Genomic DNA, 19594 nt, shown 5'->3' with positions numbered 1-19594 from the left:
CGGCCGGCGCGCCGGGCGCCCGGCGACGACGCGCCGGCCGGCGCGGTCACCCGTACCCGCTCCGCCCGGTGCCGGCGCGCCGCCAGCACCGTCAGCCGCCAGCCGTCCGCCACCCGTACCTCGTCGCCGTCCTCCGGAATCCGGCCCAGCCGGGTGGCCAGCAGCCCGGCCAGCGTCTCGTACGGCCCCTCGGGCGCCGCCAGCCCGATGCCGGCCAGCCCGTCCAGGCGCACCCCGCCGTCCGCCTCCCAGGTCCGCGCCCCGGTCCGCAGCAGCTCCGGCCCGGCCACCGGGTCGTGCTCGTCCCGTACGTCGCCGACGATCTCCTCGACGATGTCCTCCAGGGTGACGATCCCGGCCGTGCCGCCGTACTCGTCGATCACCACGGCCATGGTGCGGACCGCGCGCAGCCGGTCCAGCAGCCGGTCGACGGGCAGCGACTCCGGTACGAGCACGGGGTCGGTGGCCAGCTCCGCGACGGAGGTGGCGGCGCGCCGCTCCGGGGGGAGGGCGAGGACGTCGCGGATGTGGACGGTGCCCAGGACCTCGTCCAGGCCGCCGCGGTACACGGGGAAGCGGGAGAGCCCGGTGGCCAGGGTCAGGGTGGCCGCGTCGGCCGCCGTGGCGCGCGCCTCCAGGGCCCGTACGTCCACCCGCGGCGTCATGACGTTCTGCACGGTCAGCTCGCTCAGGTGCAGCGTCCGTACGAACAGCTCCGCCGAGTCGGCCGGCAGCGCGCCCTCCTGCGCCGAGTAGCGGGCCAGGGAGATCAGTTCGGCCGGGCCGCGGGAGGACTCCAGCTCTTCGGTGGGCTCCAGGCCGAAACGGCGTACGAGCCGGTTGGCGGACTGGTTCAGATGGCGGATGAACGGCGCGAACAGCGCGCTGAAGGCGCGCAGCGGGCCGGCCACGAGCCGGGCCACGGCCAGCGGCCGGGAGATCGCCCAGTTCTTCGGCACCAGTTCGCCGACGACCATCAGCACCACCGTGGAGACCCCGACACCGAGCGCGGACGCGACCCCCGGGGCCACCGCGCCGGGCAGGCCGGCCGCCGTGAGCGGGCCGCGCAGCAGCGCCGCCAGCGACGGTTCCGCGAGCATGCCGATGACCAGCGAGGTCACCGTGATGCCGAGCTGCGCGCCGGACAGCTGGAACGCCAGCGAGCGCACGGCGCTCAGCACCCCTTCGGCCCCTCGCTCGCCCTCCTCCACCGCGCGCTCCACCGTGCTGCGCTCGACCGTCGTCAGCGAGAACTCCGCCGCGACGAACACCGCACAGGCCAGCGTGAGCGCCGACGCCACCAGTAGGAGCAGCACCTCGGCCACCGCGTCACCTCCCGCCGCACCTCGGTGCCCGGCGGCGGGCGGGTGAAACCTCACGTACGGCGGAGCGGGCGGTTCGTCGTGGCGGGCCGGGCCGTGCGGCTCAGACCGCTCCCGTACGGCGCCGGGCCCGCAGCCACCCGTGCGCCGCCCACGCGCACGCGGCGCCCACCGCGTACCAGAGCAGATCCGGCGCGTTGAAGGTCGAACCGAGCACCAGGCGGGCCACCACGCTGCGCCGGGAGAGTTCCGCCGGGACATCGCTGAGCTGCGCGAACTCCACCACCCAGCTGACGGCCAGGGCCACCACGGCCGCGACCGGCGGCCGCACGCGCGGCGCGGCCAGCACCACCAGCGTCTGTACGAGCACGGTGTAGAGCGCGTCGCCGGCGTACTTGGCGACCTCCGGGGCCAGCCCCGCGCGGGCCGCTCCGGCCCGTACGCCGAGCCCCGCCGCGACCGTCAGCAGCGCCGCCGCACCCGCCACCAGGCGCGTCCCGGCCGCGCCGCCGGTCCGCCCGCCCCGCCGTTCCCCGCCCCCGTACGTCACGCCGTGCCCTGCCCCTCGTACGTCACACCGTCCCCCCGTACGTCACGCCGGCCGTGCCTCCGGCTCCCGGCCCCGCGCCATCACGACGACCAGCCCGGTGTCCGTGTCGCGCCAGAAGCCCACCGCGTCCGCGATGATCTCCTCCGCGACGCTCCAGTCGTCCGGCGCGGCGGCCGCGTACCGCTGCCAGCCGCACACCACCAGCAGCCGGCCGCGGTCCGCCGGACACCACGACAGGTCGGTGAGGCAGTCCGCGAGCGCGTCCCAGTTGCGGCCGAACCAGTCCGGCAGCCTCAGCGCCCGCGCGCAGCGGTCCATGAACTCCGCCTTGCCGGTGACCCCTTCGAGGTCGAGCAGCGCACCGTGCCAGCCGGCCGCGCGCGCCGCGTCCAGCGCTTCCCCCGCGGGCCGGTCCTGCGGCCAGGGCACCACCCCGGGAGGCGTACTGCCGTCGAGCACCGCCGCGAGCGGCCGGGGCACGGGAGCCGTCATCGGAGCACCGCCTTGAAGGTCCGGTAATGGTCGTCGGTGTAGTACGTCTCGCGGCTGTCCCCGGTGACGATCCGCCGCGCGCCGCGGTCCTTCGAACCCGGCGTGCGGACCGTGTACTCGTGGTAGTAGCCGCGCTTCTGCTTCGGCAGCCGCCGCTCGTGGTTGCCGAAGACCGTGCCGTCCTTCGGGTACGGGAACGGGCCGCGCGCGTCGATCAGCCGCAGCGTCTCGCGGGCCTGCGCGGGCAGCCGGCCGGCCGGCACGGTCGCCATGCCCTTGGCCCAGTCCGGCGTGGGAGCGCTCGCCGAGGGCGCCGCGTGCGGCGGACCGGCGCTCCCCTTGCCGCCCCCGCCACCGCCTCCGGAGCACCCGGACACCGACAGCAGCAGGCAGGCCAGCAGCGCAGCGAGTACGCCGACGGCCGCACGGGGGACGGAGCGGATCACCATGCGCCGATGCTGTCACAGGGCGGCACGGGGTGCGCGCCCGCACCCGTACAAGATCACATGGCTGGCCGGCCGGGGCTCAGGCCCCGTCCGGATCCGCCCGCTCCAGCGCCGGGCGCGGGCCGGGGCCCGTCTCCAGGAGCAGGTGATCGGCGGCAGCGGTGTCCGTCACCAGACTGGTCACCAGCCCGGACCGCAGCACCGCGCCGATCGCCGCCGCCTTCTGGCGGCCGCCCGCGATGGCCACGACCTCGGGGATGCGGCGCAGCCGGTCCGCCTCGACCGTGATGCACCGCTCGCCCAGGTCCCGCCCGATGCGGCGGCCGTCGGCGTCGAAGAGGTGGGCGGACATCTCGGCGGCGGCGCCCAGCGAGGCGTAGTGCTCCCGCTCCTGCTCCGAGAGCATGTCGTAGACGGTCGAGATGCCCGGCGCCCAGGAGCCGATCGAGACACAGGCGACGGTCACCTTGTCGAAGTACTCGAACGCGCGGGCGATGCCGGTCTGGCCGCGCAGCGCGGCGGCCGTCGCCGAGTCGGGCAGCAGCATCGGCGCGTAGATCGGGTGCGCCTCGCCGCCGGAGACGTCGGCCGCCCGGCGTACCGCCTCGACCGAGCCGCGGTCCGCGGTGCCCGCGTCGTACACGCCGGTCAGCTGGACGACCGTGCACGGCGGGAGGCGGTGCAGCGCGGCCGCCATGTGGATGGTGGACCGGCCCCAGGCCAGGCCGAGCACGTCGCCCTCGGTGACCAGTTCGCCGAGCAGGTCGGCCGCGACCTCGCCGAGGTTCTCCGGGTCCGGGGCGTCGTCGGTGACGTCGGCGGGCGACTCCACCACGACCGCGTGCCGCAGGCCGTAGCGGGCCCGCAGCGCGTCGGACCGTTCCGCGTCCAGTTCCGCCGGGACGCGGATCTCGATCCGTACGAGGTCACGCTCCAGCGCCGTCTCCAGCACCCGCGCGACCTTGAAGCGGCTGACGCCGAACTCCTCGGCGATCTGGATCTTGGACTTGCCCTCTAGGTAGAAGCGGCGGGCCATGGCCGCGGCCTGCACCAGCTCGGCGGGGCCCATTGCGGACTGCGGGCGGCTGGCAACCACGAGATTCTCCCCTTGTGCGCACCTGATCGAGTCTTTGCTCATCCTTGCAGAAACCCGAGGTGGTCGGGGACCATCACCGCCCCGGCCGTCGTGAACGCTCGGTAGCGGCGACACCAAGAAACACCGGCGTACGGGGATCGGTGCGCGCTCCCCGCACACCCCGTGCGGCGCCGGCGCCCGCGCTGTCCCGCGGGCGCCCCTCGGGTCAGTGGGCGCAGCCCCAGCCGGCCGCGGCCGTCGCCGACTCGGCCTGCGCCCGCAGCTCGCGCACCGCCTTCGCCGGGTCGTCCGCGCCGTACACCGCCGAACCGGCCACGAACACGTCCGCGCCGGCCTCCGCACACCGCTCGATCGTGGACGCGGAGACCCCGCCGTCCACCTGGAGCCACATCTCCAGACCGTGCTGGGAGATCAGTTCCCGGGTCCGGCGGATCTTCGGCAGCATGATGTCCAGGAACGCCTGACCGCCGAAGCCCGGCTCCACGGTCATGATCAACAGCATGTCCAGCTCGGGCAGCAGGTCCTCGAACGGCTCGATGGGCGTGGCCGGCTTGAGCGCCATCGACGCCCGCGCCCCCTTGGCCCGGATCTCCCGCGCCAGCCGTACGGGTGCGGCCGCCGCCTCCGCGTGGAAGGTGACCGACCCGGCCCCCGCCTCGATGTACTGCGGCGCCCACCGGTCCGGGTCCTCGATCATCAGGTGCAGATCGAGCGGGGTGTCCGTCGCCTTGCTCAGCGCCTCGACGACCGGAGCGCCCAGCGTCAGGTTCGGCACGAAGTGGTTGTCCATCACATCGACATGCAGCCAGTCGGCGCCCTCGACGGCCTTCGCCTCCTCGGCGAGCCGGGCGAAGTCTGCGGACAGGATGCTGGGGTTGATCAAGGCCATACCCCCAGTATGTCCTGTCCCCCGGGGCACGCCTAAGCGGGTGCGCGGGAGACGGGCCGGGGGCGCGAGGCGGGGGTACGGGCGGGGGCGAGAGCGGGCGGAGGGGTGCGGCCGGTGGGGTGCGGGCGCGCGGGCGCCCGCGCGCGCTACGCCGTCCGTCGCAGCAGTGCCAGGTACATCGCGTCCGTGCCGTGCAGGTGCGGCCACAGCTGTACGTCCGGACCGTCGCCCAGTGCGGGTACGCCCGGGATCAGGGGGCGCGCGTCGATCCACTCCGCCGTCACCTCCGCGCCGACCCGGCCCTTGAGGACGTCGTCCACCACGGCGCGCGTCTCGGCCGGGTGCGGCGAGCAGGTCGCGTAACCGACGACGCCGCCGACCCGTACCGACAGCAGCGCCTGGCGCAGCAGTTCCCGCTGCAACGGCGCGAAGCCGTCCAGGTCCTCCGGGCGGCGGCGCCAGCGCGCCTCCGGCCGCCGGCGCAGCGCGCCGAGGCCGGTGCACGGGACGTCCATCAGTACCCGGTCGAAGGAGCCGGGCCGCCACGGCGGGCGGGTGCCGTCGGCCGCGATGACCTCGTACGGGCCGGGGTTGCCCGCCAGCGACCGGGCCACCAGGCGCGCGCGGTGCGGCTGCTTCTCCGAGGCGAGCAGCCGGGCCCCGCGCTGCGCGGCGAGCGCGCCCAGCAGGGCGGCCTTGCCGCCCGGCCCGGCACAGCCGTCCAGCCACATGCTGTCGGAGCCCTCGACCGGCGCGTTGGCCAGGGCCGCGGCGACGAGCTGGCTGCCCTCGTCCTGCACACCGGCCCGGCCCTCGCGCACCGCGTCCAGGGCCCCCGGCTCGCCGCCCTCGGCGAGCCGTACCGCGTACGGGGACCAGCGCCCCGGCAGGGCGCTCTCCTCCCCGACGGCCTCGATGAGTTCCTCGGTGGTGGACCGTCCGGGCCGGGCCACCAGCGTGACCTCGGGCCGCTCGTTGTCGGCCTCCAGCAGGTCCTCCAGGCCGGCGCGGCCGCCGCCGAGGGCGTCCCAGAGCGCCGAGACGATCCAGCGCGGGTGCGCGTGCACGATCCCCAGGTGCTCCTCGGGATCGTCGTCGTACTCCGGCGCGACCCGCTCCAGCCACCCGTCCAGGTCGTCCGCGGCGATCTTCCGCAGCACCGCGTTGACGAACTTGGCCCGCCCGTCCCCCAGCACCACACGCGCCAGTTCGACGGTCGCGCTCACGGCGGCGTGCGTCGGGATGCGGGTACCGAGCAGCTGGTGGGCGCCGAGCGACAGGACGTCCAGGACCGGCGGGTCCACCTCGCGCAGCGGCCGGTCCACACAGCGCGCGATGATCGCGTCGTACGTGCCCTGCCGCCGCAGCGTGCCGTACACCAGCTCGGTGGCCAGCGCGGCGTCCCGCCCGTCGAAGTTCTCGTTCTCGCGCGCCTTGCGCAGCATCGGCGGCAGCACCAGGTTGGCGTACGCGTCCCGCTCGTCGACGGCCCGCAGCGCCTCGAAGGCGAGTATCCGGACCGGGTCCTTCTGGGGCCGGCGGTAGGGCTTGCTGGGACGACGCGACTGACCACTCACGAGAAATGTGCTCCGCTGTTACGGGACGAGGTTCGCCCCCAGCCTACGTGGCGCGCCGGAGCGCGCCACGGGGCGGGCGGAGGGGCGTACGGAGGGCGGCTCCTCCCGGCCCCGCACTCCTCCGGCCCCGCCACTCCTCCGGCCCCGCACTCCTGCGGTCCCTGCCGCCCCGGCCGCACGCCCCGGCCTCCGCCCCGGCTCTCACTCCCCCAGCCGCTCCCCTTCACCGATCCGCACCCCACGCGCCCAGTCCGCGCCGCGCATCGGCTTCTTGCCCTGCGGCTGCACCCACAGCAGCTCGACCGCGTGGCTGCCCGTACCGGCGTACACGGCCTTCTTGGTGACGGCGAGTTCGCCGGGCGCCAGATCCGTACGGTCGGGAACCAGCCCGACCGTCATCAGCTTCAGCCGCTCGCCCCGGAAGACGGTCCACGCGCCGGGCGCGGGCGCGCACCCGCGCACGACCCGGTCCACGCGCAGGGCGGGCGCCGTCCAGTCCGCCTTCGCGTCCTCGACCTCGATCTTCGGCGCGAGGGTGACGCCGTCGGCCGGCTGCGGCACCGGCGTGAGGGTGCCGTCCTCGATGCCGTCCATGGTGGCGGCCAGCAGTCCGGCTCCGGCGAGGGCCAGCCGGGTCAGCAGGTCGCCGCTGGTGTCGGTCGGCCGTACCTCCTCCGTCACCACCCCGAACACCGGCCCGGAGTCCAGCCCTTCCTCGATGAGGAAGGTGGAGGCGCCGGTCACCTCGTCACCGGCCAGCACCGCGTGCTGCACCGGCGCGGCGCCGCGCCACGCGGGCAGCAGCGAGAAGTGCAGGTTCACCCAGCCGTGCGCGGGGATGTCCAGGGCCGGCTTGGGCAGCAGCGCCCCGTAGGCGACGACCGGGCAGCAGTCCGGCGCGATCTCCCGCAGCCGGGCGAGGAAGTCCTCGTCCCGCGGCCTGGCGGGCTTGAGCACCTCGATGCCGGCCTCCTCCGCGCGCTCGGCGACCGGGCTGGCGACCAGCTTCCGGCCGCGGCCGGCGGGGGCGTCGGGCCGGGTGACGACGGCGACGACCTCGTGCCGGTCCGAGGCGATCAGGGCATCCAGGGCGGGTACGGCGACCTCGGGGGTGCCGGCGAAGACGAGCCTCATGGGTGGCGTACTACCTCTCACACGCTGCGGAACGGCGCACCAGTCTATGGGCCACACCTTCGGGGGGCGTGCGAACAGACGCGCGCCCCTCATTGGAACCTGTACGCCCCCATACCGTGACCGAAGCCGCGTCTGTCGCGTTGGTCAAGCAGCATTGACCGACCGGGCCGCCCTCGCGGCCCGCTCGTTTTCACCTCTTGTCACGTTTCTCTGCACATTCAACGCCGGTTCGAGAGGCTTGTTCATGGCCGACCACGCAACCCACGACGCCCAGGCACGCGCCAGCCTGCACCTACTGGTACGGGACATCGAGCGGGTCCGCCGGCAGGTGGACGCCCTGCGCACCCTGACAGCTCAGCTCGGCAACGTCTACCGGCCGCGGCGCACCGGCCCGTCCGCCGGCTTCGTCGTCTACGGCCGCGCCCCCGCCCCGACCGTACGTCTCGCCCAGGAGCTGCGCGACAGCGTCGAGACCCTCGTCACGGCGGCGGTGGACTTCGACCGTTCGCTGGGCTTTTCCTGGGATGCGGTGGGTTCGGCCCTGGGCGTCACCAAACAGGCCGTGCACCGCCGTTACGGCGCCCGCCGCTCCAGCGCCCAGCCCGGCCCCGAGGGCGGCGAGGCGGTCCGTACGCCCGAGCCGTCCGCGGCCCGGAGCATGGCCGTCTCCCCCGGCCTGCCGAGCGCGCCGGCCGTCCCCGCCGCACGCACGCTGCCGGGCCAGTCCCCGGTGCCCGCGCGGGAAGAGGCGCGCCCCGGCGTCTTCCCCGGCCCCCGCAACGGCTGACCGTACGCACCGCCCCGGCCAGCCTCCGGGGCGGCCCCTTTCCTCCCCACCCAGCCGCGCCCGCACCACCACCCGCACGGGCCGGGCCCGCTCATCCCTCATACGTCATGCCCACCCACCCGTAGGCCAAGTGGGCCGAGCCCCCTCCCGCCTCCTGCACGCCTCCTGCCCACCTGATGTCCGATCACCGGAGATCGGGTGGAGCACCCGAGACCAGGCGGATCACCGGAGATGGCGCACCCGAGACCAGGCGGATCAACCGACGTCGGGCGGATCACCCGAGTTCAGTCGGATCACCCGAGATCTGACGGATCAATCGAGGCCGGACGGATCACCCGAGGTCAGGCGGATCCACCCGCACCCGCACCGCCTCCCCCTCCCGCTTGACCAGCCGCGCCGCCTGCGCCGTCTTCAGCGCCGCCGCCAGCGCGGCACCCTGGCCGGGGCGGACCCGCACCAGCGCCCGTACCCATTCCTCCCCGGGCGGCGGATCCCCCGGCCGGCGGGGCCGCCCCGCGTCGGGAGCCGGTACCGGTACGGGGCCGAGCACCTCGGCGCCCTCGGGCAGCGCGGCCGTCCCGAGCATCTCCGCCACGTCCTCGGGGCGGCCCGTCACCGACGCCATCCGGGACACCGGAGGGAAGCCCAGCTCGGCCCGCTCCGCCAGCTCGCGCACCGCGTGCCCGACCGGATCCCACCGCACCAGCGCCTGTACGGGGCGCAGCGTCGCCTCCGCGATGACCGCGACCGTACCGCCCTCGGCCTGACCCCGTACCAGCGCAGCGGCGTGCAGCCAGCGCCGCAGCGCCTCTTCGCCCGCCCGCAGGTCGGGCCGGCTCAGCAGCGCCCACCCGTCCAGCAGCAGCGCGGCGGCGTACCCGCCCTCGGCGACCGGTTCCGCCCCGGGCGTGCTCACCACCAGCGATGGCACGCCCGGCACCGTGTCCAGCACATGGTCACGCCCCGACGTGCGCACCGGCACGGCCGGGAACGCCCGTCCCAGCTCCTCCGCCGTGCGCCGCGCCCCCACGATCTGGGCCCGCAGCCGCACGCCCCCGCACTCCGCGCACCGCCAGTCCCCTTCTTCCCGCCCGCACCATCCGCACCGCAGCTCCCCCGCGTCCTGCGCCTCCAGCGGCCCCGCGCAGGCCCGGCAGCGCGCGGGCTCCCGGCACCGCTCGCACGCCAGCCGCGGTACGTACCCCCGCCGCGGCACCTGCACCAGCACCGGCCCGTGCTTGAGCCCCTCCCGCACCACCTGCCACGCGAGCGTCGGCAGCCGCGCGGTCCGCGCCGCCGCGTCCCGCGCCTCGTCGGCGTCGCCGACCGTACGCACCAGCGGCGCCGCGGCCCGCACCTGCTCCCGATCGGCCGTCAGCGGCCGCGCCCAGCCCGTCTCCACCAGCTGCGCCGCCTCGACCGTGCAGCTCAGCGAACCCAGCAGGAACCCCGCCCGCTCCGTCACCGCACGCTGCAACAGCACCTCGCGCGCGTGCGGCTGCGGCGCGTGCGGATCGCTGTGGCTCCCGTCCCCGTCGTCCCAGATGGCGACCAGCCCGACATCCCGCACCGGCGCGAACATGGCCGCCCGTGTGCCGACCACCGCCCGTACCGCACCCCGGCTGACCGCGAGCCACCGCCGGTACCGCTCCTCAGGCCCGGCGTCGGCGCTCAGCACCACGTGCCGCCCCTCCCCGACCAGCTCCCCCAGCGCCGCGCCCACCCGCGCGGCAGCCCGCCCGTCCGGCAGTACGGCCAGGGCGCCCCGCCCCGACGCCAGAGCCGCGGCCATCGCCCGGGCCAGCTCCTCCGGCCAGTGCGGCCCCGGCAGAGCGGTCCACACCGCGCGCGGCGCGTCCCCCCGCCCCAACGCCTCCAGAAACCCGGGCCCCGCCGCATACCGCTCCCAACTCCGCGGCTCCGGCATGGGGTTGGGCGGCAACGGCGCTCCGGACCCCTTCCCCTCCACCTTCGCCCGCCGCGGCGGCACCGCCAGCTGCACCACGTCCGCGAGCGTCCCCGCATACCGGTCGGCGACCGCCCGGCACAGCCCCAGCAACTCCGGCGTCAGCACCCGCTCGGGCGACAGCACCTGCGCGATCGGCGCGAGCACCCCCCGGAAGTCGCTCTCCGCCACCCGCTCCACCACGAACCCGTTGACCAGCTTCCCCCCTTCCCGCCGGCCCCCCTTCTCCCCGGCCCCGAACCGCACCCGCACCCGCACCCCGGGCTGCGCCTCCGCGTCCATCGCCGCCGGCACCGCATAGTCGAAGTACCGGTCGAGATGCACCAGCCCCTTGTCCACCAGCACCCGCGCCACCGGCAACCGCTCCGCCAACTCGGCCCCCCGCCACGTCCGCGGCTTCGCCCGCGCCCCCCGCACCGCCTCCCGAATCAACGCAAGCTGCTCCGGTCCCGCACCCTGCTCGTCGTCTTGCCTGCTCACGGGATCAGGTTTAGCAGATGGGACTGACAGCGCCGTCCGGGGCCGGGGCCGCCCGGCGGTCTCGACAGCCGTCGCCCCATCCGGTTCGCTCCCAGGTGGAAACGGGAAACGGCCCTGCTCGCCTTGTTCCGCCGTGCCGCCTGCCGCACGCTGAAACGCAACGCTCGCCGGCTGCCCGGACGAACAGTTACGGAGGGTGGAATGCTTCCGCAGCAGCCCCAGTCGTTCGGACCGGAACTCCGCAGACACCGTCTGGCAGCGGACCTCTCGCTGGATCAGCTGGGCCGACGGGTCCACTACAGCAAGGGGCAGCTGAGCAAGGTGGAACGGGGCCTGAAACCCCCGACCCCGCAGCTCGCCCGGCTCTGCGACGAGGAACTCGGTGCACGAGGGGCGTTGACCGGCCTTGTCCCGGTGGCCGCGCCGACGAGCGACCTTCCTCCTACGAGTCATGAGGGTGAGGTGTGGTTGATGCATTTGGACAAGGACGGATCCGGCTCGTTCCAGCCGATCGGCCGCCGCCGCGTGATCAGTGCCGGCGCGGCCTCGGTCCTGGGCATCGGGATGGGCGGTATGCACGTCACCACGGAGACCGGGGCCATGACACTGATCGACGCTTCACGGACGCTGTTCAGCCAGTATCGACGGCTCGGACAGGTGTCGGGGCCCGGCGCGTTGTTACCACAACTGATCTCCCAGACCCACAGCCTGCAGCAGCTGGCCACTCGTAGTGGCACGCGCACCCGCCAGACGCTCCTGGTACTCGCGTCCCGGTTCGCCGAGTACACGGGCTGGATGGCCCAGGAATCAGGGAACGACGCCGCCGCGCTGTGGTGGACCGACCGCGCCGTGGAACTCGCGGAATCGGGCAACGATCACAGTCTGACCGCGTACGCGTCGGCCCGTCGTGCACTGATCAGCCTCTTCCGGGGAGACACCGACGGGGCCATCGGGCTGGCGTCACAAGCCCTCGACAGTCCCGCGGCACCGCGGATCAGAGGTCTGGCCGCACAGAAACTGGCCCAGTGCCAAGCCGTCAAGGGAGACTACGACGCCTGCATGCGCAGTCTGGACCGGTCCCGGGAACTCCTCGCACTCGAACACCGTGACCCGCAGGAGCCCGTCATCGGCGCCTCCCACCTGCCTGACGTGGCGGCGATGTTCACCGGGTGGTGCCTCTACGAACTGGGACGGCCGGGGGATGCCGCGCAGATACTCGGCAGGGAGACCGCCCGGCTTCCCGCACACGCGCTGCGCACCCGCTCCCGGTACGAACTCCGCCGCGCCCTCGCGCATGCGGCGGCGGGCGAAGTAGAACTCGCCTGTCAGGTGGCCCGAGGGTTGCTCTCCACCATCGGTCTCGTGCAATCCGCGACGATCACCAGTGATCTGCGGCGGCTGGCACGCACGCTGGGGCGCCACCACCGAAACCCCTCCGTCCGGGAACTCAGCCCGGAGCTCTCCACAGCGCTGGCCACGGCCTCGCACTAGACGCCACCCGTATCCGCGCGGCAGGCCACGGTCCACCAACTCACCCGACACCATCAGGAAGGTCACTCAGTCATGCCCGAAATCTTCGTCAACTACCGCACCGGCGACGGCAAGGACACCGCGCAACGACTTGCGGAAGCACTCTGCGCACGCTTCGGCGAGAACAGCACCTTCCTCGCCGAGAGGTCGATTCCCCCGGGGGCGAAATTCAGCCGGGTCATGCTCGGCGCCGTACGGCGCAGCAGTGTCCTCCTCGCGCTGATAGGCGAACGCTGGATGAATGCCCCCGACCGACTGCAGCCGGAGCGGCGGGCGCTGGACAATGAGGACGACTGGGTACGCCGTGAGATCGAGGAAGCGTTCACCTGCGGAATCCTGGTCGTGCCGGTGCTGTTGGGTCGTCGTGTGGAGCAACTCGACCCGAAGTTGCTGCCGCCCTCCCTCACGGAGCTCGCAGAGTGCCAGTACGAACGACTGTGGTTGCGCGACGGCCAGGCAGCGATCGCGCGGCTCGGTGACCGTCTCGTCGCACAGGTCCCCGAGTTGGCTGCCTCGGACACGGCGAAGCCGTCCGCCGAACAGACCGGCCAGGAATCATCGGAGGAGCCCGAACCTCCGGTGCGCAACGAGGGACAGCGGGGTGGCATCGGGTCCGTGCGCGGCACCGTCGGCACCTTCGTCAACGAGTCCCACGCGCCGATGCACACCGGGTCCGGCGACCAGATCGGCAGCAGCACGGAGATCAACGGCGACGGAACGACCCAGATATCCGGTGACCACGCCCACGTGCCGATCAGCCACCGGTTCGGTTCCACTCCCCGGCCTCGGGGCGGCGAGCGATGACCGAACGCGTCGATAGCCATTTCGGCTCCTACGTCCACCAGGCACACGCTCCGATGAGCACCGGGGACGGCCCCCAGTTCAACTTCTATCTCCGAGAAGCCGTATCGCGCCTGGCCAACAGGGCCCGGACGCCCCTCGCCATCGCGGAGGACGACCGCCGCTGGCTCTACCAGCGCTTCATCTACCCGTCTGGTTTCCGCCACGCTCGTGAACTGCTGCGCGACCACAGCACCGTCCTGATCACCGGACAGCCCGGAAGCGGCCGGCGGGCTGCCGCACTGATGCTGCTGCACGAACTCTCCGAGGGCGCGAACAGCTTCCACGAACTTCCCGATACGCAGGACGACACAGCCGATCGGGCTCTCGATCCCACGCTGATCGGCAAGCACGACCGGATGCTGCTGGACCTGTCGAGCAGCGACGCCGAACGGTACAACGCCGTGCAGGCCGAACTCTCCGACTTCCGGTGCGTGGTGGAGGCCCGTTCGGCACGCCTCGTCGTTGTCCTGCCGCAGCAGTTCGACTACCTCCGACGCCAGGAGCTGCGCTGGCTCACCGCCGAGATCGACCGCCCGGAGGGCAGGAAACTGCTACTGCGGTACCTGCGCAGGGACGGCATCCGCCCGGAACCGGCCGATCTCGCCACGCCCCAGCTCACCCAGTACATGGCGGACGCCGCGATGCGGGACCTGACCGAACTCGCCGGCCTGATCCGGCGCGCGCGGGATTCCGAAGGAGTGGGCAGTAGCTTCCGGCACTGGTGTGACCGGGCGATGGCCGAGCGGGCCGACAGCCGCAGGCCTCAGGTCGCTGACTTCATCGCCGCTCTCACCGGACGCCGGCGCGCCTTGGCCCTGGCGCTGGCGATGTTCCACGGCTGCGCCCCTGCCATCGTGCTCCGCGCGGCCAACTCCCTGCAGAGCCTCCTCGAACACCCCTGTGACGACCGCCCCCGACTCGACCACACCGACCTCGCGGCCGAATTCAAGGCGGTCGAAGCCAGTACCGACAAGGACGGCGGGGTCCGCTTCCGGTCCATGGGATTCGACGCGGCGATACGAACCCATTTCTGGATCTACTTGGCCGACCTGCACGAGCAATACCGCGACTGGGTGCGTGACTGCGTCACCTGGCAGGATCTGCCCCAGGAGAATCGGACCGAGCTGATTCGCTGGTTCGCGGAACAGTGTCTGGCCAGTGGGCGGCCCCAGGACTTGTGGTGGCTGGCGGAGCAGTGGGGCGAGCAGCACGCCGGACGGTTGCTGGCCGACATCTGCCAGGCTCTGACGGAAGGCCTGAACAGCGACGCATTCGGGCGCGCATTCCGGCAGAAGATCTATGAATGGTCCTTTTGGGCGGGCATTCCCAAGGATCTGCGCCAAGCACTCGTCCTCGTCTGCTCTCAGGTCATGGCCCTGCGGCACCCGGACCAGGCGTTGGTGCGCCTGCATCACCTGGCCCGGGGCGCAGGCCCCCACGACCGGGGAGCGTTCGACGCACTGCTCGCTGTCGCGCGCAAGAGCCGCCGCCTCTTCCGTATGCTGCTCGGTCGCCTGCAGCCGGAACGATGGCCGACCGACGCGGCGGTCCTGCTGACCATGGCCGCGGAGGCGTCCCGTACCCGTGGTCTGTTCGAGAATCCGACGGTCCGGGAGCGGTTGACCGACGGCTGGGCCGTCGTGCTGCGTCACCGTCCTCACGAGGAATGGCGCGATCCGCTGGCGGACTGGCTGACCGCGGCCCTGGCCGCCGGACCACACCGAGAAACCCTGCTCACCGTCGTGGTCGAGGCCGCCGCGCGGACCTCGGGCGTCCTCGCCCGCCTGCACACCGTCGCCCGTGACTGGGTTCCGGCCGCCCCCGCCGAAGAAGCGGAGCGCCGACGGCTCTTCACCGTACTGGAGCGCCGTATCGATACGGCGCACGGTATCGAACCCACCGTTTCCAGCCGGTGACCGGCTCGGCTCCGGGAGATCACCATGAGTTCTGGCCACAAGACCGCCACGGTCTTCATCACCGTCATCTGTGCTCTGCTCCTGGTCATCGCCGGCCTGAGTCTGCGGTGGCCCATCTGGGCCTGGCCGGCGGCAGCAGCCGTGCTGATCACCGGCTCGGGCGCGGCCTTCCGGTCCGACTCCCGACGCCCGGCACGGCGCCCGGCATCCGGTGCCTGGGAGCATCCCGCCCACCCGGACCTGCCGGTGCCACCGGTCGAGCGCTGGGAACGCACGGTGGCGGGGGTGGCTCTCCCCAGCTCCGTGCCGGACTACGACTTCCTGTTCTCCGCCACGGTCCGCTGGCGTCCGCTCATCGCCGCGGTGGACGCCCCTCGCGTGAACGCGGGCGGGCTGGCGGTCGACGCGATCCTCGTCCGGGCCCGTGCCATCACCGAGCGGCAGAATCCGCACCACAGCACCTTGGCCCAGCACCAGCTCGACGGAGCTCTGGGCACCATGGAACCCGATGTGTCGGGCCGGGTCGAGGCCATGGCCGAGAACGTCACGCTGCAATTGTCGGACGCGGACCGGCAGCGTCTCACCAAGCTCTCGACCGTCCGCAAGGACGAGGACGTCTGGGAACACGAACGGAATTACGAACGCAGCAAGCGCGCCTATCTGGGCACCGAGGTGCTGAAGGACACCGGGAGCGCCGTGGTCTGGTGGATGGCCAAACACGACGACCGGGTCGAGAAGACCGTGGACCTGATAGGCCCACTGGCGCAGCTGTCCTCCGCCGCCAACAACCAAGAGGTACCGGAACTGTTCCGGCACTTGGTACCGCGACCCGCCTCGCCGGACGGCCCGCCGTTCACCCTGCATGATGAGGCGATGGACGGCAGCGCCTTTTCTCGCGGCGCGCACTTCTCGTCGTTCGTCGGCCCCGACGGACAACCCTTCCGCAACGGTGAACAGGAACCGGAGGAGCCGGACGTCCCCACCGTTCTGGAATCGTTCCTGGACGACGCCGGCCTCACCCGCGACGAGCACGTACGGGCCCTCTGTGCCCGCCGCATCGCCGACTGCCTGGCCGTCGAGGGGTGCGACGAAGCGGCGTCGGCCATCCGCCTACGCTTCGACTCCCCCGAGTCCACCGACGATTCCGACGAGGAGCCGTCGGAAGAGCCGGGCGAGGCCGATTCAACGGCGCCTGGGGACCGGTGAGGCGGGGCGGACGAGGCCGGCGCGGGTGGCGCTCGCAGCACTTGCGAACTCCGCCGAAGCAGCAGGTCGGCCCCCACGCGAAAGGCCCGCCCCAAGAAGGGGCGGGCCTCCGACGCTGTATGACCAGGAGCCTTACAGCCCCGCGGCCTTCTTCAGTGCCTCCACGCGGTCCGTGCGCTCCCAGGTGAAGTCGTCCAGTTCGCGGCCGAAGTGGCCGTAGGCGGCGGTCTGGGCGTAGATGGGGCGGAGGAGGTCGAGGTCGCGGATGATGGCGGCCGGGCGGAGGTCGAAGACCTCGGCGATGGCGTTCTCGATCTTTTCGACGTCGACGGTGGCGGTGCCGAAGGTCTCGACGAACAGACCGACCGGCTCGGCCTTGCCGATGGCGTAGGCGACCTGGACCTCGCAGCGGGCGGCCAGCCCGGCCGCTACGACGTTCTTGGCGACCCAGCGCATGGCGTAGGCGGCCGAGCGGTCGACCTTGGACGGGTCCTTGCCGGAGAAGGCGCCGCCGCCGTGGCGGGACATGCCGCCGTACGTGTCGATGATGATCTTGCGGCCGGTGAGGCCGGCGTCACCCATGGGGCCGCCGATCTCGAAGCGGCCGGTGGGATTGACCAGCAGGCGGTAGCCGTCGGTGTCCAGCTTGATGCCGTCCTCGACGAGCTGGTTGAGGACGTGCTCGACGACGAACTCGCGGATGTCGGGAGCGAGCAGGGAGTCCAGGTCGATGTCGCTCGCGTGCTGCGAGGAGACGACGACGGTGTCGAGGCGGACGGCCTTGTGGCCGTCGTACTCGATGGTGACCTGGGTCTTGCCGTCGGGGCGCAGGTAGGGGATGGTCCCGTTCTTGCGGACCTCGGACAGGCGCTTGGACAGGCGGTGCGCGAGGTTGATCGGGAGCGGCATCAGCTCCGGGGTCTCGTCGCAGGCGTAGCCGAACATCAGGCCCTGGTCGCCCGCGCCCTGCTTGTCCAGCTCGTCACCCTCCTCACCTGCGGCGGCACCCGCGACGCGCTTCTCGTAAGCGGTGTCGACACCCTGGGCGATGTCCGGGGACTGCGCGCCGATGGAGACGGAGACGCCGCAGGAGGCGCCGTCGAAGCCCTTCTTCGACGAGTCGTAGCCGATCTCCAGAACCTTGTTGCGCACGAGGTTGGGGATGTCGGCGTACGCCTTCGTGGTCACCTCGCCGGCCACGTGGACCAGGCCGGTGGTGATCAACGTCTCGACGGCGACCCGGGAGGCCGGGTCCTCCTTCAGGAGGGCGTCGAGAATGGTGTCGCTGATCTGGTCAGCGATCTTGTCGGGGTGACCCTCGGTGACGGATTCCGAGGTGAACAGGCGGCGGGACACATCGCTCCCTGGGGTTGCAGCGGCTGCTGGCTGATCATTGGCGGAAAGGCCGAGAGCTGCGCTCGGCGCGATCCGGGGCCAGTTTATCGGTCATGAGCGGCGTTCGGGCACGTAGTCTCGATTTCTGGACCTACCGTGACCTGGGACACCTTGCCGGAGAGGGGAAGATCCCGTTCCGGCGGAGGCCGCGCGGACGGCTTCCGGTCAGGGGGTGGGCGGGGCGGGAGGGGCCTGCGGGGCGGGGAGGCGAGGGGTCACGAGATCCCAGATCCGGTCCGAAAGAGCTTCCTTCGGGCCGTACGGTACGGGGGTCTCGGCGCCGTCGGCGGCCATGATCACCGCTTCGTTCTCCGCCGATCCGAACGCCTTGTGGTCGCCCACCTCGTTGACCACCAACAGATCGCACCCCTTTCGGGTGAGTTTGGCGCGACCGTTGGCGAGGACGTCGTCGGTCTCGGCGGCGAAACCGACGATCACCTGGCCGGGGCGGGGGCGGTCCGCGGAGATCTCGGCGAGGATGTCCGGATTGCGGACCAGGGCCACCGGCTCGGGCTCCTGGCCGTCCTTCTTCTTGATCTTCCCGGTGGCGTACGCGGCGGGGCGGAAATCGGCCACGGCGGCCGCCATGACCACCGCGTCGGCGTCCGCGGCGGCCTTCAGCACGGCCTCGCGCAGCTGGACGGCCGTACCGATGTGGACCACGTCCACCCCGGCCGGGTCGGGCAGTTCGCTGTTGCCGGCGACGAGGGTGACCCGGGCGCCGCGGGCCACGGCGGTGCGGGCCAGCGCGTACCCCTGCTTGCCGGAGGAACGGTTGCCCAGGAAGCGGACCGGGTCGAGGGGCTCGCGGGTGCCGCCGGCGCTGATGACGACGTGCCGGCCGGCGAGGTCCTGGACCAGGCCGAGCGGGCCGCGGGCCAGCACCCGGCGGCAGGTCTCGAAGATCTCGGACGGGTCGGGGAAGCGGCCCTTGCCGGTGTCCACGCCGGTCAGCCGGCCGACGGCGGGCTCAATGACGACGGCGCCGCGGCGGCGCAGCGTGGCGACGTTCTCCTGGGTGGCCGGGTGCTCCCACATCTCGGTGTGCATCGCCGGGGCGAAGATCACCGGACAGCGCGCGGTCAGGAGGGTGTTGGTGAGCAGGTCGTCGGCCAGGCCGTGGGCGGCCTTGGCCAGCATGTCGGTCGTACAGGGAGCGACGACCACCAGGTCGGCGGACTGGCCGATGCGTACGTGCGGGACCTCGTGGACCGACTCCCAGACCTCCGTGGAGGCCGGGTTGCCGGAGAGCGCGGCCCAGGTGGCCTCGCCGACGAAGTGCAGGGACGCCGCGGTCGGCACCACCCGGACGTCGTGCCCGGACTCGGTGAGCCGGCGCAGCAGCTCGCACGCCTTGTACGCGGCGATGCCGCCGCTGACGCCGAGGACGACCTTGGGGCGGCGCGCCGGACCGCTCCCGTGCGGCGTCCCGGTCCGGGCGGCTTCGTCGGCCGCCCCACCCGGATCCGCCGTCCCGGCCCCGTCGGCCCGCTGCGGCTCTGCCGGCTTGTGCATCGCGTTTCTCCCCACGCCGTGGGTTCCGTCCCTGGGCGGGTGCGGACCCGGTTGGTTACCTGTCCCATGACACACCAAGGGCCCGGCAGCGGCGCTGCCGGGCCCTTGGTCAAGGCGCCGTGCCGGGGTCCTCCGGACGCCGGGGCGCCCGGTTGCTCACTGAGCCGGGCCCTCGACGGCCTCGGAGGTCAGCAGACCCGCGTTGATCTCGCGGAGCGCGATCGACAGGGGCTTCTCGTGGACGTGGGTGTCGACCAGCGGGCCGACGTACTCCAGCAGGCCCTCGCCGAGCTGCGAGTAGTACGCGTTGATCTGACGGGCGCGCTTGGCGGCGTAGATCACGAGGCTGTACTTCGAGTCGGTGGCCTCAAGAAGCTCATCAATCGGCGGGTTGATGATGCCCTCGGGCGCGGTGATGGAAGAGGACACTCTCTGCCTTCCGAAGGGGGG

Annotated in this window: 17 protein-coding genes; 5 read left to right on the top strand and 12 right to left on the bottom strand. The window is 72.8% G+C overall.

The genetic code is table 11. From position 1 onward, the window contains the following. From AB0L45_RS21680 to fmt, 8 genes are all read right to left on the bottom strand, one after another. Positions 1-1325 (bottom strand): hemolysin family protein (locus AB0L45_RS21680; protein ID WP_365842224.1); only part of this gene is annotated, 1325 nt, incomplete at its 3' end. Between the two features lie 100 nt (positions 1326-1425). Further along, positions 1426-1812 (bottom strand): DUF2809 domain-containing protein, encoded by a 387-nt coding sequence (locus AB0L45_RS21675; protein ID WP_365842244.1) that lies wholly within the window; start codon positions 1810-1812, stop codon positions 1426-1428. 102 nt (positions 1813-1914) lie between these two features. After that, positions 1915-2364, bottom strand: a complete 450-nt coding sequence (locus tag AB0L45_RS21670) for a barstar family protein (RefSeq protein ID WP_365842222.1) — start codon at positions 2362-2364, stop codon at positions 1915-1917. After that, positions 2361-2813 carry a ribonuclease domain-containing protein gene (locus AB0L45_RS21665; RefSeq protein ID WP_365842219.1) on the bottom strand — a complete coding sequence of 151 codons (453 nt, stop codon included), beginning with the start codon at positions 2811-2813 and terminating at the stop codon, positions 2361-2363. The genes AB0L45_RS21670 and AB0L45_RS21665 overlap by 4 nt, the downstream gene beginning before the upstream one ends. 76 nt (positions 2814-2889) lie before the next feature. After that, positions 2890-3879: a sugar-binding domain-containing protein gene (locus tag AB0L45_RS21660; protein ID WP_365842242.1), complete on the bottom strand. Its 990-nt coding sequence runs from the start codon at positions 3877-3879 to the stop codon at positions 2890-2892. A gap of 232 nt (positions 3880-4111) precedes the next feature. After that, positions 4112-4795, bottom strand: coding sequence for a ribulose-phosphate 3-epimerase (rpe, locus tag AB0L45_RS21655; protein ID WP_365842217.1), 684 nt, complete (start codon positions 4793-4795; stop codon positions 4112-4114). A 146-nt stretch (positions 4796-4941) separates the two neighbouring features. Further along, entirely contained in the window at positions 4942-6372 is a 1431-nt protein-coding gene (locus tag AB0L45_RS21650; protein ID WP_365842215.1) for a transcription antitermination factor NusB, read from the bottom strand. 201 nt (positions 6373-6573) lie between these two features. Next, positions 6574-7506 (bottom strand): methionyl-tRNA formyltransferase, encoded by a 933-nt coding sequence (gene fmt, locus AB0L45_RS21645; RefSeq protein ID WP_365842213.1) that lies wholly within the window; start codon positions 7504-7506, stop codon positions 6574-6576. 244 nt (positions 7507-7750) lie between these two features. On the opposite strand from fmt, the gene AB0L45_RS21640 reads away from it, so the two are divergent. Then, on the top strand, positions 7751-8293 hold the full coding sequence (locus tag AB0L45_RS21640) for a hypothetical protein (RefSeq protein WP_365842211.1): 543 nt from the start codon (positions 7751-7753) through the stop codon (positions 8291-8293). A gap of 331 nt (positions 8294-8624) precedes the next feature. On the opposite strand, the gene AB0L45_RS21635 is transcribed toward AB0L45_RS21640, so the two are convergent. After that, the gene (locus tag AB0L45_RS21635) at positions 8625-10739 is read right to left on the bottom strand and encodes a primosomal protein N' (RefSeq protein ID WP_365842209.1); all 2115 of its coding nucleotides are present in this window, start codon (positions 10737-10739) and stop codon (positions 8625-8627) included. Positions 10740-10940: 201 nt separating this feature from the next. Between AB0L45_RS21635 and AB0L45_RS21630 the strand changes: the two genes are divergently transcribed. From AB0L45_RS21630 to AB0L45_RS21615, 4 genes are all read left to right on the top strand, one after another. Continuing rightward, positions 10941-12230 (top strand): helix-turn-helix domain-containing protein, encoded by a 1290-nt coding sequence (locus AB0L45_RS21630; RefSeq protein WP_365842208.1) that lies wholly within the window; start codon positions 10941-10943, stop codon positions 12228-12230. Between the two features lie 72 nt (positions 12231-12302). After that, the gene (locus tag AB0L45_RS21625; RefSeq protein ID WP_365842207.1) at positions 12303-13073 is read left to right on the top strand and encodes a toll/interleukin-1 receptor domain-containing protein; all 771 of its coding nucleotides are present in this window, start codon (positions 12303-12305) and stop codon (positions 13071-13073) included. Further along, positions 13070-15028 carry an ABC transporter substrate-binding protein gene (locus AB0L45_RS21620; RefSeq protein WP_365842206.1) on the top strand — a complete coding sequence of 653 codons (1959 nt, stop codon included), beginning with the start codon at positions 13070-13072 and terminating at the stop codon, positions 15026-15028. Before AB0L45_RS21625 ends, AB0L45_RS21620 begins: the two co-directional genes overlap by 4 nt. 24 nt (positions 15029-15052) lie before the next feature. Further along, complete coding sequence (locus AB0L45_RS21615; RefSeq protein ID WP_365842204.1) at positions 15053-16234, top strand: hypothetical protein; 1182 nt, start codon at positions 15053-15055, stop codon at positions 16232-16234. 132 nt (positions 16235-16366) lie between these two features. On the opposite strand, the gene metK is transcribed toward AB0L45_RS21615, so the two are convergent. From metK to rpoZ, 3 genes are all read right to left on the bottom strand, one after another. Continuing rightward, positions 16367-17590: a methionine adenosyltransferase gene (gene metK, locus AB0L45_RS21610; RefSeq protein WP_365842202.1), complete on the bottom strand. Its 1224-nt coding sequence runs from the start codon at positions 17588-17590 to the stop codon at positions 16367-16369. Positions 17591-17794: 204 nt separating this feature from the next. Next, positions 17795-19144: a bifunctional phosphopantothenoylcysteine decarboxylase/phosphopantothenate--cysteine ligase CoaBC gene (coaBC, locus tag AB0L45_RS21605; RefSeq protein ID WP_365842200.1), complete on the bottom strand. Its 1350-nt coding sequence runs from the start codon at positions 19142-19144 to the stop codon at positions 17795-17797. A gap of 156 nt (positions 19145-19300) precedes the next feature. After that, positions 19301-19573 carry a DNA-directed RNA polymerase subunit omega gene (gene rpoZ, locus AB0L45_RS21600; RefSeq protein ID WP_003982715.1) on the bottom strand — a complete coding sequence of 91 codons (273 nt, stop codon included), beginning with the start codon at positions 19571-19573 and terminating at the stop codon, positions 19301-19303. Positions 19574-19594 lie beyond the last annotated feature (21 nt).

The organism is Streptomyces sp. NPDC052496 (assembly GCF_040679095.1).
Lineage (GTDB): Bacteria > Actinomycetota > Actinomycetes > Streptomycetales > Streptomycetaceae > Streptomyces.
This window is presented reverse-complemented; position numbering and strand designations above follow the sequence as displayed.